This is a genomic window from Dysosmobacter sp. (genome assembly GCF_034093755.1).
Taxonomy (GTDB): Bacteria; Bacillota; Clostridia; order Oscillospirales; family Oscillospiraceae; genus Oscillibacter.
Genome location: NZ_JAXEBZ010000036.1, coordinates 54,010 through 68,181, shown reverse-complemented (window position 1 = coordinate 68,181; position 14,172 = coordinate 54,010). Strand labels below are relative to the sequence as shown.

Annotated in this window: 14 protein-coding genes, 1 tRNA gene and 1 other RNA gene; 11 read left to right on the top strand and 5 right to left on the bottom strand. The window is 64.6% G+C overall.

From position 1 onward, the window contains the following. Positions 1–1,040 (top strand): S-layer homology domain-containing protein (locus SOX55_RS05025; protein ID WP_325286340.1); only part of this gene is annotated, 1,040 nt, incomplete at its 5' end. Between the two features lie 7 nt (positions 1,041–1,047). On the opposite strand, the gene SOX55_RS05020 is transcribed toward SOX55_RS05025, so the two are convergent. Further along, positions 1,048–1,653: a hypothetical protein gene (locus SOX55_RS05020; protein ID WP_325286339.1), complete on the bottom strand. Its 606-nt coding sequence runs from the start codon at positions 1,651–1,653 to the stop codon at positions 1,048–1,050. Between the two features lie 23 nt (positions 1,654–1,676). Beyond that, positions 1,677–1,752, bottom strand: a tRNA-Ala gene (locus SOX55_RS05015). 156 nt (positions 1,753–1,908) lie between these two features. Here SOX55_RS05015 and ffs point away from each other — a divergent pair. The 6 genes from ffs to SOX55_RS04985 all read left to right on the top strand — a co-directional run bounded on the left by ffs (position 1,909) and on the right by SOX55_RS04985 (position 7,935). Further along, positions 1,909–2,008, top strand: an RNA gene (gene ffs, locus SOX55_RS05010) — signal recognition particle sRNA small type. Positions 2,009–2,065: 57 nt separating this feature from the next. Further along, positions 2,066–3,898, top strand: a complete 1,833-nt coding sequence (dnaX, locus tag SOX55_RS05005) for a DNA polymerase III subunit gamma/tau (protein WP_325286338.1) — start codon at positions 2,066–2,068, stop codon at positions 3,896–3,898. Positions 3,899–3,924: 26 nt separating this feature from the next. Beyond that, positions 3,925–4,293, top strand: coding sequence for a YbaB/EbfC family nucleoid-associated protein (locus SOX55_RS05000; RefSeq protein WP_442873610.1), 369 nt, complete (start codon positions 3,925–3,927; stop codon positions 4,291–4,293). A 388-nt stretch (positions 4,294–4,681) separates the two neighbouring features. Beyond that, positions 4,682–4,870 (top strand): hypothetical protein, encoded by a 189-nt coding sequence (locus SOX55_RS04995; RefSeq protein ID WP_325286337.1) that lies wholly within the window; start codon positions 4,682–4,684, stop codon positions 4,868–4,870. Between the two features lie 57 nt (positions 4,871–4,927). Continuing rightward, the gene (locus tag SOX55_RS04990; protein WP_325286336.1) at positions 4,928–6,733 is read left to right on the top strand and encodes a DUF4127 family protein; all 1,806 of its coding nucleotides are present in this window, start codon (positions 4,928–4,930) and stop codon (positions 6,731–6,733) included. A gap of 113 nt (positions 6,734–6,846) precedes the next feature. Continuing rightward, positions 6,847–7,935 (top strand): 6-phosphofructokinase, encoded by a 1,089-nt coding sequence (locus SOX55_RS04985; protein ID WP_442873609.1) that lies wholly within the window; start codon positions 6,847–6,849, stop codon positions 7,933–7,935. A gap of 123 nt (positions 7,936–8,058) precedes the next feature. On the opposite strand, the gene SOX55_RS04980 is transcribed toward SOX55_RS04985, so the two are convergent. Next, positions 8,059–8,832, bottom strand: a complete 774-nt coding sequence (locus tag SOX55_RS04980) for a hypothetical protein (RefSeq protein WP_325286335.1) — start codon at positions 8,830–8,832, stop codon at positions 8,059–8,061. Between the two features lie 221 nt (positions 8,833–9,053). Here SOX55_RS04980 and SOX55_RS04975 point away from each other — a divergent pair, with 221 nt between their 5' ends. The 4 genes from SOX55_RS04975 to SOX55_RS04960 are packed head-to-tail and all read left to right on the top strand — an operon-like array spanning position 9,054 to position 12,086. Then, positions 9,054–10,100: an FAD:protein FMN transferase gene (locus tag SOX55_RS04975; protein ID WP_325286334.1), complete on the top strand. Its 1,047-nt coding sequence runs from the start codon at positions 9,054–9,056 to the stop codon at positions 10,098–10,100. Next, positions 10,084–10,482 (top strand): NusG domain II-containing protein, encoded by a 399-nt coding sequence (locus SOX55_RS04970; RefSeq protein ID WP_325286333.1) that lies wholly within the window; start codon positions 10,084–10,086, stop codon positions 10,480–10,482. The genes SOX55_RS04975 and SOX55_RS04970 overlap by 17 nt, the downstream gene beginning before the upstream one ends. 16 nt (positions 10,483–10,498) lie before the next feature. Next, positions 10,499–11,038: a Gx transporter family protein gene (locus SOX55_RS04965; RefSeq protein WP_325286332.1), complete on the top strand. Its 540-nt coding sequence runs from the start codon at positions 10,499–10,501 to the stop codon at positions 11,036–11,038. Next, on the top strand, positions 11,025–12,086 hold the full coding sequence (locus SOX55_RS04960) for an AAA family ATPase (RefSeq protein ID WP_325286331.1): 1,062 nt from the start codon (positions 11,025–11,027) through the stop codon (positions 12,084–12,086). The genes SOX55_RS04965 and SOX55_RS04960 overlap by 14 nt, the downstream gene beginning before the upstream one ends. A 67-nt stretch (positions 12,087–12,153) precedes the next feature. On the opposite strand, the gene SOX55_RS04955 is transcribed toward SOX55_RS04960, so the two are convergent. Continuing rightward, a complete protein-coding gene (locus SOX55_RS04955; RefSeq protein ID WP_325286330.1) occupies positions 12,154–12,801 on the bottom strand; it encodes a potassium channel family protein in 648 nt (215 codons plus the stop codon). Positions 12,802–12,811: 10 nt separating this feature from the next. Continuing rightward, the gene (locus SOX55_RS04950) at positions 12,812–14,137 is read right to left on the bottom strand and encodes a TrkH family potassium uptake protein (protein WP_325286329.1); all 1,326 of its coding nucleotides are present in this window, start codon (positions 14,135–14,137) and stop codon (positions 12,812–12,814) included. Positions 14,138–14,172: the final 35 nt, after the last annotated feature.

Sequence of the window (14,172 nt, the reverse complement as noted above, 5' to 3'; positions counted from 1 at the left end):
GCGGCATCACCGTGTTCATTCCCTACACGGATCTGGGCAACACGGACAGCAGCTACACCTTCACCGTCATCCACATGTTCACCACGGACATGAACAGCCACACCATCGGCGACATTGAGCGCATCACCCCCACCAAGACCGACACCGGCATCCGGTTCACGGTCACCAGCCTGTCTCCCTTCGCCATCGGCTGGAGCGAGTACGTGGCGCCCTCCGGTGGCGGCGGTGGCGGCGGCGGTGGCGGCGGCAGCGCTGTCAGCGAGAACGTCTTCATTGAGGACATCGCCCACGGTACGGTCACCGCGGACAGCACCAGCGTCCGCCAGGGTGACACCGTCACCCTGACCGTCCAGCCCGACAAGGGTTATGTCCTCTCCAAGCTGTCCATTGTGGACCGGAACGGCGACAACGTGCGGTTCACCGAAAAGAACGGCGTGTACACCTTTGTCATGAACTCCTCCAGAGTGACCGTCACCGCCGTGTTCACGCCGGACGGCACCGCCGTGGCTGACAATCCCTTCGTGGATGTGCCCGCCGACGCCTACTACACCGACGCGGTGCTGTGGGCCGCCGGAAACGGCATCACCGGCGGCACTGACGCCACCCACTTCAGCCCCTCCAATCCCTGCACCCGTGCCCAGGCCGTCACCTTCCTGTGGCGCGCCGCCGGCTGCCCCGCTCCCGAGAGCAGCGAAATGCCCTTCACCGACGTGGCCGCGGGCAGCTACTACGAGCAGGCGGTGCTGTGGGCTGTGGAGAACGGCATCACCAAGGGTACCACTGACACCACCTTTACCCCCAACGCGAAATGCACCCGGGCCCAGATCGTCACCTTCCTGTGGCGGTCTCAGGGCAGCCCCGCCGCCGGCGGCGTGAATTCCTTCACCGACGTGGCGGCCGGCGCCTACTACGCCGACGCAGTCCTGTGGGCCGTGGCCAACGGTATTACCGGCGGCACCACCGCCACTACCTTCAGCCCCAGCAATGACTGCACCCGGGCCCAGATCGTCACCTTCCTGTACCGCTGCCTGGGCGAGTAAGCAGTCCTCAAAGAAACACCCGGGCGAAGCGGCCAACGGCAGCGAAGCAAAAAAGAAAGACACGACGCAAGTCGTGTCTTTCTTTTTGCGGCATTGCGGCACTATGGATGCCGCCTTCCGGCGGCCGCGCCGAGCGGCGCGTCACAAGCGTTTTGCCGCAGGCAAAACCTTGGCGGAGGTGGAATTCAGTTCCGCCGAGCATTTCAATTGCCGGAGGGTGGATCGCCGCTGTACGGCGCGGAATCCAATGAAAAAACCACGACAAATGTCGTGGTTTTTCATTATAACATCGCAACACTATAGATGCCATGGCCTTTCGTTCCGCACCAAAAACCAAACCGAAGCCCAGCGCAGCGGGTTCGGTTTGGAAAGGAGCCGCGACAAAATGAGTGAGAGGTGACTTTTTATAAAAAGTCGCCGCGAACGATATGACGTCCGCGGCGACGTGTAATATCAAAACACTATAGATGCCGTCTTCTGGCGGCCGCGCCGAGTGGCGCGTCAATTCGGAGCGAAGCGGAGAATTATCATAGGCGGAATTCATTTCCGCCGTTAAATGATAAAATGGCGCTGAGGGCCGCTCCGCCGGACCGAAGCCCAATAAAAATGCCACGACTTTTGTCGTGGCATTTTTATTGGTGGACCTGAAGAGACTCGAACTCTCGACCTCTCGGATGCGAACCGAACGCTCTCCCAGCTGAGCTACAGGCCCATATTGCCGCCAGATCCCCAGCGGCAGATGTTATTATACCACAAATTTCAATGGGGTCAAGCGGATTTTTCAAAAGTCCGTATTTTTCAGTTGATTAATTGAAATCTTTATAGTAAAATAGGAACGCTATGATGAATTCCTCCGCATGCAGCTGCGGAGCCGGTCTCGCGCAATGGATGCCCGTGAATCATGTCAGGCGGGGAACCGAGCAGCATTAAGCGGGATGTTCCATGTGCCGCGAGGGCTCCGGTTCCGCAGCTGCATACGGAGGAGTTTTTGCGTTTCCATCCGATTTTCCGAAGGGAGGCGGCCCATGTATCAGGCCCTGTACCGCAAATGGCGGCCCAAGACGTTTGCCGACGTGACGGGCCAGTCCCATATCACTGAGACGCTGCAAAAGCAGGTGGCCGAGGGGCGCACCTCCCATGCCTACCTCTTCACCGGCACCCGGGGCACCGGCAAAACCACCTGCGCCAAGATTCTGGCCAAGGCGGTGAACTGCGAGGCCCCGGAAAACGGCAATCCCTGCTGCCGCTGCCCCTCCTGCCTGGGCATTGAAAACGGCAGCTTTCTGGACGTGCTGGAGCTGGACGCCGCCTCCAACAACGGCGTGGATCAGGTCCGCGCCCTGCGGGACGAGGCCGTCTACGCCCCCGCCAACGTGAAAAAGCGTGTGTACATCATCGACGAGGTTCACATGCTGTCCATCTCCGCCTTCAACGCCCTGCTGAAAATCCTGGAGGAGCCGCCGGAGCACCTGATTTTCATTCTGGCCACCACGGAGCTGCACAAGGTCCCCGCCACCATCCTCTCCCGCTGCCAGCGGTTCTCCTTCAAGCGCATCCTGCCGGAGGACATCGCCGCCCGGCTGCGGTACGTGGCCCGGGAGGAGAATATCGACCTCACCGCCGACGGCGCGGAGCTGCTGTCCCGGCTGGCCGACGGCGCCCTGCGGGACGGCCTGTCCCTGCTGGATCAGTGCGCCGCCGCCGGCGGCACAGTGGACAGCGCCGCGGTTCTGGAGGTGCTGGGTCTTGCGGGCAACCTGCAGACCGCGAAGCTGATGGAGCACATCAAGGGGCGGGACGCCCGGTCGGCGCTGCTGCTGCTGGATGAGCTGTACGCCGGCGGCAAGGACGTCAGCGCCATTCTGGGCGAGCTGTCCACCCTGACCCGGGACCTGCTGCTGCGCAGAACCGCCCCCGAGGGCGGCGCGGCGCTGCTCTCCGGCGGCTACGACTCCGCCGTGCTGGACCGGCTGGGAAAGGACCTGTCCGCCAACCGGCTGCTGTTCCTGGCCACCCAGCTGCAGCAGACCACCGCCAACCTTTACGCCAGCGCCAACCGCCGCACCGACGCAGAGCTGTGCCTTCTGCGGCTGTGCGACGAAGGACTTTGCGGCGACGTCACCGCCCTCACCGCCCGGATGACCAGGCTGGAGGAGCGGATGGCCGCCCTGCCCGCCGCCCTGCGGGTCCAGGCTTCCGACGCTCCCGCCCCGGCCCCCAAGCCGGAACAGCCCGTCCGGAAGGCCCCGCCGCCCATGGACCCGCCGCCTTGGGAGGAGCCGCCGCTGCCGGAAGAGCCTCCCCTGCCGGAGGAACCGCCGCTGCCGGAAGAACCGCCCCTGCCGGAGGAACCGCCGGAGCGGTTCCGCGACATTCCCTGGGATGAGCCGCCCCGGAAGGCGGCACCGGTCCGGCCGCAGCCTTCCCCGCCGGTGCCCGAACCCATACCGGCACCTGCTCCGGTTTCTCCGGAGATGCCGAAAGCCGGCGGTCCCGCCATCCCCGCGGAGACGGCGCCTGCCGCTGCCGCTCCCTCCGCCGCCGGCGCCGCCGTGTGGCGGGAGGTGTCCGAGGGCGCGAAGGGCGCGCTGCCGCCCATGTACCGGGCGTTTCTGGACGTATGCCGGGGCACGGTGGAGGGCAGCGTCATCACGGTGTTCGCCCCCGACGACATGACCCGGGGCCGGCTGGACAACGAGCGGGTGCTCAGCGCCCTGCGGGACAGCGGTGCCTCCCTGACCGGCGAACCGGTGACGGTGCGTCTGGTGGTGGGCGAGCCTCCCAAGTCCTCCCCGGAGGACCTGCGCAAAAACCTCATTCAATTCGGCAGTCAATTTGACGCCATCACCATCAAATAAATCTACGAAAAAAAGGAGAACGAATCATGAGTTACAGTGCCCGCCGCGGTTTTTCCAACGGCAGTATGCGCCCCACCGGCGCCCAGCGTCAGGCTGAAATGCAGCAGAAGATTCAGGAGATGCAGCAGGCCATGAGCGACACCCAGGCCTCCATCGAGGCCCAGGAGTTCACCGCCACCGTGGGCGGCGGCGTGGTGTCCGCCAAGGTCAACGGCAAGAAGGAAGTGCTGGCCGTCACCATCCAGCCGGAGGCTGTGGACCCGGAGGATGTGGAGATGCTGCAGGACCTGGTGGTCTCCGCCGTCAACGAGGCGCTGCGCCAGGCCGGCGAGGCCATGGACAAGGGCATGGAGGGCATCACCGGCTCCCTGAACCTGGGGGCGTTCGGGCTTTGAGGGGCCTTAAAGAGGGGGCTTCGTCCCCCCTTTACCCGCAAGGGGTACGCCGCATCCGTAAAGCAGCAAAGCTGCTAACGGCTGCGCAGTAGATTCCCCCTCACCAGTGACGTCGGTCACTGGTGACGCCGCCCAGGGCGGCTGAGTCAAGGTATTTTCCCGCCGCCGCAGCGTTAAAAAACATGCCAGTGGCATGTTTTTAGCGTAGGCCACAGCGGCTATGCCGCGAGGAGACGCACTCCGTGTCGCCGGGAAAATGATTTCTCTTCTTTTGTCCGCCTGCGGGCGGACGAAAACGGGGACCTACGGTCCCCTGTCCCCTCCCTTTGCGGAAACCCGCTGGGTTCCCGCCCTTTCCCCATTCTTTTGACGATTGGAGGAATCAGATGTGAAACAGTGGTTTCAGGCAATCGACCAGATCCGCGAGGAAAAATTTGGCGACACAGAGGACATGCGCTATGACGGCTGGCGCAGGCAAAACCGGTCCCGGCTCAATTTTTTGGTGCTGATAGCCGTTTTCGCCCTGTTGCTGCTTCTTCTCAGCGTGTTCTTCCCCGACGCCGTAAGCCTTTTCTGACCATTTTCAGCAGCCTGCATGTGCGCATGCAGGCTGCTGCGCTAAAAGGAGGTTCCCATGAAAAAAACACGGCTGCTGGCCGCCCTGCTGTGCTGCGCCCTGCTGTCCGGCTGCGGCGGCACCGCCGCCTCCCAGCCCCGGCCGGAGCCTTCCCTCCGCCTGGGGGACATCGCCTACGTGCCCCTGGATGACCGGCCCGACAACGTGGAGCGGGTGGAGTATCTGGCCAACTCCCTGGGCTACCGGCTGGTGATGCCGGAGGAGGACCGGTACGCCACCAAGCTGGACAGCCAGCCCCTCAACGAAAACGGCACCCAGTACGGCGACCGGGCCGCTCTGTATGAATGGGTGCTGGAGCAGGAGGAAGGCGGCTGTGACCGCTACATCCTCTCCATGGACCAGCTGCTCTCCGGCGGGCTGGTGAACTCCCGCCACATGGGATCGGGCCATCCCGTCACGTTGTCCGACGGCCGGACGCTGACGGAGGAGGCACTGCTGGAGGAGCTGCTGCGGACTCTGGCCGCCGATGAAAACAACCGGGTGTGGCTGCTGGACAGCGTCATGCGCCTGGCCCCCACCTGCGGCTACGACGGCTTCGGCATTGAGGAGTACAACGCCCTACGGGAGTACGGCATGCAGCCCCGGCCCACCCTGGAGGGCGAAGGGCTGACGGTGGAGAACATTCTCTCCCACTACCGCCTGTCCGGCGGCGGAGCGCCCCTGGAGCCGGCGGACTTCGGTCTGACGGAGGAGCAGGTGGACTCCTACCTTGCCGCCCGGAGCAGGAAGCTGGCCCTGTCGGAGCGGATGCTCCACACGGTCCGGAGCGGCGGCTATGAGCGCTTCCGGGTGCTGATCGGCATTGATGACTCCTCCGAGGCGGACAGCATTCAGAAAAACGAGATTGCCTGCCTGCGGAGCCGGCTGCGGGAGGGGGACGCCCTCCTCTCCGGCGTGGATGACCTGGCCTTCAAGGCGGCGGCGAAGCTCTATCTGGAGGAGATCGGCTGGGAGGGCGCGGAGGTGTCCGTGGCATACTTCGGCGGCACCGAGGACCGGCCCGCCTGCGCCTATGACTACCAGCCCCTGGACGCCATCGTGGCGGAGCATCTGGACTTTTTCGGCCTGCGGTCCTGCGCGGACCCGGCATCGGCGGACCTGCAGCTGGTGGTGCTGACCCAGCCGGAGGACGAGGGGCGAAGCCGGGAGTATTATCAGGCCCTCATCGCCCGACTGAAGGAAAATCACGCAGGCGGCATCCCCACCGTTCTCATGGACGCCGCCAACAACCGCTACGGCACCGCCTTCCATGACGCACTGGTGAAGGAGTACGATCTGGGGCTACTGCTGGGCTACTCCGGCTTTCTGGACATGGCCATTGTCACCGGCACCGCCCTGAGCCACGGCGTGGCCCGGTACGCCTGGCTGTGTCAGGGCAACGATCCCGGCGACCTGGCCAACACCGCCTTCCGGGAGAGCCTGGCGGAGAGCCTGGTGCTGGACTTCTGCTACCGCAACACCGTCCGCAATGACATCAGCGCCTACGTCCGGGAGCTGGGCGGGGACCCCAACAACTTCTACGCGCCCCCCATTGACACGGAGGCGGTGCGGCAGAAGCTGGAGAGCGCCATGGCCAAAAGCACCGCGCCGGTGCTGAAAAACCTGTCCCGCAGCAACTTCATTACGGACCTGCCCGCCTACCGGGCCGGCGAGGGCGGCGTCTCCGGCTGGGGCAGCATGACGATATCCAACTGGTCCTTCCCCTGGCAGCGGGTGTTCGAGGTGCGGGCGGACATCGCCGCGGGCGCCCCCGCCAAGCCCAACTACTCCATTTTTGAGAAGCTTTCCCAGCTGTTTTCGTGAGAACAAACGATTTCGCAAGCATGAATTTTCCGTAACACTTTCTCCGGACCGATTGACGGAGCAGGAAAAATCCGCTATGATACCCTCAGTATCATTGAACAGGAGGAACGAGCATGAAACGCATCACCCGAGTGGGCCTCGTCACCAGCGGCGGCGACTGTCAGGGTCTGAATGCCGCCATCCGCGGCGTGGGCAAGGCCCTGTTCCAGCATCTGGACAACAATGTGGAGATCTTCGGCATGTATGACGGCTACCGGGGCCTCATTGACGGGGATTACAAGTTCATGGAGTATGACGACTTCTGCGGCATTCTGACGGAGGGCGGCACCATTCTGGGCACCTCCCGTCAGCGCTACATCCCCGGCAAGGCCATTGTGGACGAGGACGGCAACGATCTGATGCCCGCCATGCGGGACACCTACAACCGGCTGAACCTGGACTGCCTGGTGGTCATGGGCGGCAACGGCACCCAGAAGAGCGCCAAGCTGCTGATGGACGCCGGCATGAACGTGGTGACCCTGCCCAAGACCATCGACAATGACATCTACGGCACCGACACCACCTTCGGCTTCCAGAGCGCCGTGGACATCGGCTGCAACGTCATTGACTACATCCACTCCACCGCCAGCTCCCACAGCCGCATCTTCCTGGTGGAGCTGATGGGCCGGGACGCCGGCTGGCTGACCCTCCACGCCGGCATCGCCAGCGGCGCCGACGTGATTCTGCTGCCGGAGATTCCCTACAACTTTGAAAAGATTGTGGCCGCCATTGAGCACCGCAAGAAGATGGGCCGCCACTTCACCATCATCGCCGTGGCGGAGGGCGCCGTCTCCGACCAGGACAAGCAGCTGTCCGAGGAGGAGCGCCGCCGCATCAAGGAGACCAGCGGCCACTCCACCATCTCCTACCGGCTGGCCAGTGAATTGGAGAAGGCCACCGGCCAGGAGGCCCGGGTCACCGTTCCCGGCCACTATCAGCGGGGCGGTCCCCCCTGCCCCTATGACCGGGTACTGGCCACCCAGTTCGGCGTGGCCGCCGCCCAGCTCATCCGGGAGAAGAAGTACGGCCACATGGTGGGCATGCAGCACGGCGAGATCGTGGCGGTGCCGCTGGCGGAGGCCGCCAGCCAGACCAAGTTCCTGCCGGTGGACCATCCCCTGATTCAGACCGCCCGGGACATGGGCATCTTCTTCGGCGACTGACGCGCGTCGAAAGACAGGCTGTCAATCCCGGGACCGTTCCTGCTGAGCGGTCCCGGGTTTTTCATCAACGAGCAAGAAAAAAACTCCCTGACCCGCGGTTCAGGGAGTTTTTGCAATTCTGCGTTACAGCTGGCGGACGGTGTAGTACACCGCCAGCACGAAGATCACCAGGCCCACAGCCCACATGGCGTAATAGGCCACAGCGGAGCTGCACACGCCCACCGCCACGGCCGCGGCGGACAGGCCGCAGGCGAACAGCATGGGCGCCGCCTTGCCGGAGGGGGACATAACGCGGTACTTGCCCACCATGCCCCGGTCCTGCCCGGCCTTCCGGAACAGGTACGCCGCGGCGGCCAGCAGGATCAGATACACCACGGCGGCCGCCAGCACCATCGTGCGGTAGGGGGAGCCGCTGACGCCCTTACGGCACAGCCACAGCACCAGCACCGTGAGGCTCAGCACCACCAGAGAGCAGCCGAACTCCCGGTCATACAGGCACAGCAGAATGCCCAGCACCATCACCGCGGGCACCACGAAGCTCAGCGGGGACAGGGCGGTGAGCATATAGTGATGCACCAGCCAGGACGCAACAGCCAGGAAGGCGCCGAACACCGTCAGTGCCACGCCGGTCCGGCGCTTCCAGGAATTCTCCTTCCGTTTCATCGCCGTCAGCACCACGCCGGCGGCCAGCAGCACCAGGCCCGCGATCCGAAACACGGGAAGATACCCGTCCCAGGCCACCACCTGCTGCAGCGTGCCGTTGATGAAGAAGCGGCGCAGCATCAGCAGATAGAGCTCCGCCAGACAGCCCACGCACAGGAACCACATGGCTGTTCCCATGGATTCGTTCTGCTTCTGAACTTCCTTCTTGACTTTCTTATTGGGTTTCTGAGACATTTATGGCAACCTCCAAGGCAGGATTCAAGCAACAAGTTCCCCGGAAATCCGAACTGTGGGGACACACCGTGTTATTGTAGCAGACTTTTTCACATTTTGCAAGCAGTACCGCCCGAAAAGTGTCCGGCGGGCGGTTGAGAAGGGGCAAAAACTGTGGTATACTACGGTAAATTACCATGACAGAAGCCCGGAGCCTCTCCGGGCGGCAGTGAGGAATACACATGAAACGGTTCTCAGTTCTGCTTCTGGCGCTGGTGCTGGCACTGTCCGGCTGCGCCCGGAAGCCAGCGGAAGCACAGATTTTCGCCATGGACACGGTGATGGAGCTCACCGCTTACGGCAGCGGCGCTGAAAAGGCCGTCAGCCAGTCGGAGGAGGTCATCCGGTCCATGGATGCCATGCTGGACCGCACCAGCGAACAAAGCGAGGTGTCGGCCCTCAACCGGTCCGCCGGCGCTCCGGCGGCAGTCAGCGAAACCCTGGCGCAGCTGCTCTGCGCCGCCCGGGACTACGCCGCCGCCACCGACGGCAGCTTTGACATCACCATCGCCCCGGTGATGGACGCCTGGGGCTTCACCGGGGAGCACCAGCAGGTGCCGGACCAGTCGGTGCTGGACCGTCTGCTGCCTCTGGTGGACAGCCGGCTCATCACCCTGGAGGGCACCACCGCCGCCCTGGCGGAGGGCCAGTCCGTGGACCTGGGCGGCATTGCCAAGGGCTACGTCTCCGACTGCGTGGAGGCGGTGTTCCGGGAAAACGGCGTGGAGTCCGGCAAGATCTCCCTGGGGGGCAACGTCTACGTCCGGGGCAGCAAACCCGACGGCTCGGCCTGGCGGGTAGGCGTCCGGGACCCCCGCGGCGAATTCGGCTACGCCTGCATTCTGACCCTGTCGGACAGCTACGCCGTCACCTCCGGCGGCTACGAACGGTATTTTACCCAGGATGGGAAAACGTATCACCACATCATCGATCCCGCCACCGGATACCCGGCGGAGAGCGGGCTGCTGTCGGTGACGGTGGTGGCGGACGCCAACGGAGCATCGGAGGGCTCCCCCGCTGCCCCCGGAAACGGCGCCATGTGCGACGCCTTCTCCACCGCCCTGTTCGTCATGGGGGCGGACGCGGCCCTGGAGTTCTGGCGGTCCGGGGATTACGATTTCGATCTGGTGCTGGTGACGGAGGACAGCCGCGTCCTTGTCACCGGCGGTCTGGAGGGCCGATTTGAAGAGTATGAGGAGTCCGGCTACGCCTATGAAGTCATCCATTGACCTGTGCCCCACCCGGTGGGACCTTCTGGTGGCGGCGGTGATTCTGCTGCTGGCGGGCGGCTGCGCCCTGGCCCTGGGGTCCGCCGGCGACGGCGGCGCCCTGACGGCGGTGGTGTCCGTGGACGGCGCGGAGGTGGACCGGGTGGCCCTGGACCGTCTCTCCGGCCCGGAGCGGCGGACCTACGAAGCCAGCGGCTACGTCCTGACGGTGGAGTTCTCCCCGGAGGGGGCGGCGGTGGCGGAATCCGACTGCCCCACCCAGGACTGCGTCCACACCGGCACCGTCCGCAGCCGGGGCCGCAGCATCGTCTGCCTGCCCGCCCGGCTGACTGTCCGCCTCACCGGCGGCGATGACGGCGGCGTGGACGCCGTCATCGGCTGAAAGGGGGCGGCGGATCATGAAGCTCACCACCCGGCAGCTGACGCTGTGCGCCGTGCTGACGGCGCTGGCGCTGGCGATGTCCTATGTGGAAAATTTTCTGCCCCTGTCGCTGCTGATTCCCCTGCCCGGGGTGAAGCTGGGGCTTGCCAATCTGGTGACGGTGTTCGCCCTGTACGCCCTGGGGGCCGGGCAGGCGCTGCTGATTCTCGTGGCCCGGTGCACGCTGGGGGCCATGTTCGCCGGCAATTTCAACGCCTTGCTGTACTCCCTGCTGGGGGGCCTGGCCGCCATGGCGGCGATGGCCCTGCTGCGGCACGGGAAAGGACTGTCCCTTTACGGCGTCTCCATGGGCGGCGCCGCCGCCCACAACTGCGGCCAGATCGCCGCCGCCGTCATCACCCTGGGCAACGGCGCGCCGCTGTGCTACCTGCCGGTGCTGCTGGTGGTGTCGGTGTTCACCGGAACCCTCACCGGCTACCTGTCCGGTCTGCTGTTCCGGGCATTGCGCCACACCCATCTTATGGAGGAAAGAGGGATGCCTCATGAAAAACAATAACCGGGGCGATATTATTCTCCAGCAGATGGAGACCATCCGGGTGCTGACGGAGAACAATCTCCGCCGCATGGGGGACGATTTCTGGGGCGCGCCCGCCCCCAAAACGCCGGAAAAGCCGACTGCCCCGGAAAAGCCCAAAACGCCGGAAAAGCCAAAGGCCCCGGAGCCGGCCGGGCAGACAGCTCCCTCCGCCGCCGTGGAGGAGGCGCCGCCGCCGGAGAAAATGGAGGACCTGCAGGCGGAGCTGGACAGCTACATCGGCCTCACCGCCGTGAAAAAAGAGGTGAAGGCCCTGGTGAACCTGGTGCGGGTGTACCAGCTGCGCCGGGAACACGGCCTGCCCACGGAGGACCTGTCGCTGCACATGGTGTTCTCCGGCAACCCCGGCACCGGAAAAACCACCGTGGCCCGGCTGATGGCCCGGATCTACCACTCCCTGGGCATTCTCTCCAAGGGGCAGCTGGTGGAGGTGGACCGCTCCGGCCTGGTAGCCGGGTACGTGGGCCAGACCGCCATCAAAACCCGGAAGGTCATTGACCAGGCTCTGGGGGGCGTGCTGTTCATCGACGAGGCCTACGCCCTCAACGGCACCGGCGACAACGACTTCGGCCAGGAGGCCATTGACACCGTGCTGAAGGCCATGGAGGACCACCGGGACGATCTGGTGGTGATCGCCGCAGGCTATGACGGGCTGATGGACGATTTCATCCACTCCAACCCCGGCCTGGAGTCCCGGTTCAACCGCTTCCTCCACTTCGATGACTACACCCTGGACGAGATGATGGCCATCTTCGACATGCGCTGCAAAAAGGCCTGCTACACCCTGGCGGAGGAGGCCCGGGAGCCGGTCCGGGCCTGCATCGCCGAAACCAGCCGGGACGCCGTCTCCTTCGGCAACGCCCGGGGCGTGCGGAACCTGTTTGAAAAGCTGCTCACTGCCCAGGCCAACCGGGTGGCCGGTCTGGACACCGTCACCAAGGAGGAGCTGATGACCATCCTTCCCGCCGACGTGGCCGCCGTCCGGGAGGAAAAAAACGCCGAAATCTGATACCATTTGTAATAAAAGCACAAAAAACTCCCCTCTGTTTTCAGGCAGAGGGGAGTTTCAGCGTTTTTCAGATACGGAAGCACTTCTGGATGGACTTGTACCGTCCCAGCACCAGGACGGTCTTGTCCGCCGTCAGCACCGTTTCCGGAGTGACCTCCATGTTCAGCGCTCCGTTTTCCCGGACGCTGAGGACGTTGATGCCGTACTTCTTCCGCAGGTCCAGCTGCATCAGCGACTTGCCCTGCCACTCCTCCGGCACCGACAGCTCGTAGATGGAGTAGTCCTCGTTCAGCTCCACATAGTCCAGAATGTGGTTGGACGAGCAGCGGATGGCCGTCCAGGCCGCCAGCTGCTTTTCCGGATAGACCACCTCGTCGGCGCCGTTGCGCAGCAAAAACTTCTCCTGCACGTCGGTGGCCGCCCGGGCGAACACGTATCTGGCCCCCAGCTCCTTCAGCAGCGACGCCGTCTCCAGGGAGTCCTGAAAGCTGTCGCCGATGGCCACGATGCAGGCGTCGAAATTGCGGATGCCCAGGGAGGAGAGGAACTCCTCGCTGGTGCTGTCGCCGATCTGGGCGTTGGTGACGTAGGGCAGCACCGCGTTGACCCGCTCCTCGTCGCTGTCCACCGCCATCACCTGATGGTTCAGGGCATTGAGCTTCATGGCCACGTGTTTTCCGAACCGGCCCAGGCCGATCAGCAGTATGGATTTCATAGGCTCCTCCTTATCCAATGGTCAGTTTTTCCTGGGGCAGCCGGGCGGTGTTGCCCACAGTGCCGGAGGCGGCGGCGAAGATCAGCGTCAGGCCGCCCACCCGGCCGCAGTACATCAGCAGAATCAGAATGCACCGGGACACCGTCCCCAGCGTGGGGGTGACGCCCAGGCTCAGCCCCACCGTGCCCACGGCGGAGGCCGTCTCAAACAGGCACGTCAGCAGCGGCAGCCCCTCCACCCGGCTCATGATCAGCCCGCCGCCCAGAAACAGCGTCAGGTACATGGTCAGCAGCGTGGCGGCGTTGCGCACCGTGTCCTCGGCAATGCGGCGGCCGAAAAACTGGGTGTGCTCCCGCCGCCGGAACACCGATGCCGCCGTGGACAGCAGCACCGCGAAGGTGGTGGTTTTCATGCCGCCGGCGGTGGAGCCCGGCGAGCCGCCGATGAGCATCAGGATCATCATGACGGCGGTGCCGGTCTCGCTGAGGGCCGTCAGGTCCACCGTGTTGAAGCCGGCGGTCCGGGCGGTGACCGACTGGAACGCCGCCGCCCACAGCCGCCGGGACACCGGCAGTTCCTTCAGCTCAAAGAAGAAGAAATACAGCGCCGGCAGTACCAGCAGCAGTGCCGAAGTGGCGAGAATCACCTTGCTCTGCATCCGGTAGCGCCGCAGGCGCACGCCGTGGGTCCGCACATCATCCCAGGTCACAAAGCCGATACCGCCGATGACAATCAGCGCCATCACGGTGAGGTTCACCGCCGGATGGGCGGCATAGCCGGTGAGGGAGGAATAGGGGGAGCGATAGCCCATCAGGTCAAAGCCCGCGTTGCAGAAGGCGGACACCGCGTGGAAAACGCCGTACCACAGCCCCTTCCAGACCCCCAGCTCCCGGCCGAACACCGGCCACAGCGCCAGCGCCCCCAGCAATTCCATCACCAGCACCGTCCGCAGGATGAAGCCGGTGAGCCGGACAATGCCGCCCACCTGGGGCGCGGAGATGGCCTCCTGCATGGTGCTGCGCTGCCGGAGGCTGATGCGCTTGCCGGAGGCCAGGGACAGCGCGATGGCCACCGTCACCACGCCCATGCCCCCCACCTGAATCAGCCCCAGCAGCACCGCCTGGCCGAAGCCGGACCAGTAGGTGGCGGTGTCCCGCACCACCAGACCGGTGACGCAGACGGCGGAAGTGGCGGTGAACAGGGCGTCGCCGAAGGAGGCTCCCCCGCCGTCCCGGGTGGCGATGGGCAGCATCAGCAGAAGGCTTCCCAGCAGGATGGCCCCCGCGAAGCCCATGAGAATGATTTGTGAAGAGGAGAGTTTTCTCAGAGTTCCCATATCCCATCCATTTCCCGTCCGGTCGGGCGGCTTGC

Coding starts and splice junctions, on each gene's coding strand:
- SOX55_RS04980 (WP_325286335.1), bottom strand. CDS start 8,832: ATGTCTCAGAAACCCAATAAGAAAGTCAAGAAGGAAGTTCAGAAGCAG.
- SOX55_RS04970 (WP_325286333.1), top strand. CDS start 10,084: ATGAAGTCATCCATTGACCTGTGCCCCACCCGGTGGGACCTTCTGGTG.
- SOX55_RS04960 (WP_325286331.1), top strand. CDS start 11,025: ATGAAAAACAATAACCGGGGCGATATTATTCTCCAGCAGATGGAGACC.
- SOX55_RS04950 (WP_325286329.1), bottom strand. CDS start 14,137: ATGGGAACTCTGAGAAAACTCTCCTCTTCACAAATCATTCTCATGGGC.
- SOX55_RS04975 (WP_325286334.1), top strand. CDS start 9,054: ATGAAACGGTTCTCAGTTCTGCTTCTGGCGCTGGTGCTGGCACTGTCC.
- SOX55_RS05000 (WP_442873610.1), top strand. CDS start 3,925: ATGAGTTACAGTGCCCGCCGCGGTTTTTCCAACGGCAGTATGCGCCCC.
- dnaX (WP_325286338.1), top strand. CDS start 2,066: ATGTATCAGGCCCTGTACCGCAAATGGCGGCCCAAGACGTTTGCCGAC.
- SOX55_RS04955 (WP_325286330.1), bottom strand. CDS start 12,801: ATGAAATCCATACTGCTGATCGGCCTGGGCCGGTTCGGAAAACACGTG.
- SOX55_RS04985 (WP_442873609.1), top strand. CDS start 6,847: ATGAAACGCATCACCCGAGTGGGCCTCGTCACCAGCGGCGGCGACTGT.
- SOX55_RS04990 (WP_325286336.1), top strand. CDS start 4,928: ATGAAAAAAACACGGCTGCTGGCCGCCCTGCTGTGCTGCGCCCTGCTG.
- SOX55_RS04965 (WP_325286332.1), top strand. CDS start 10,499: ATGAAGCTCACCACCCGGCAGCTGACGCTGTGCGCCGTGCTGACGGCG.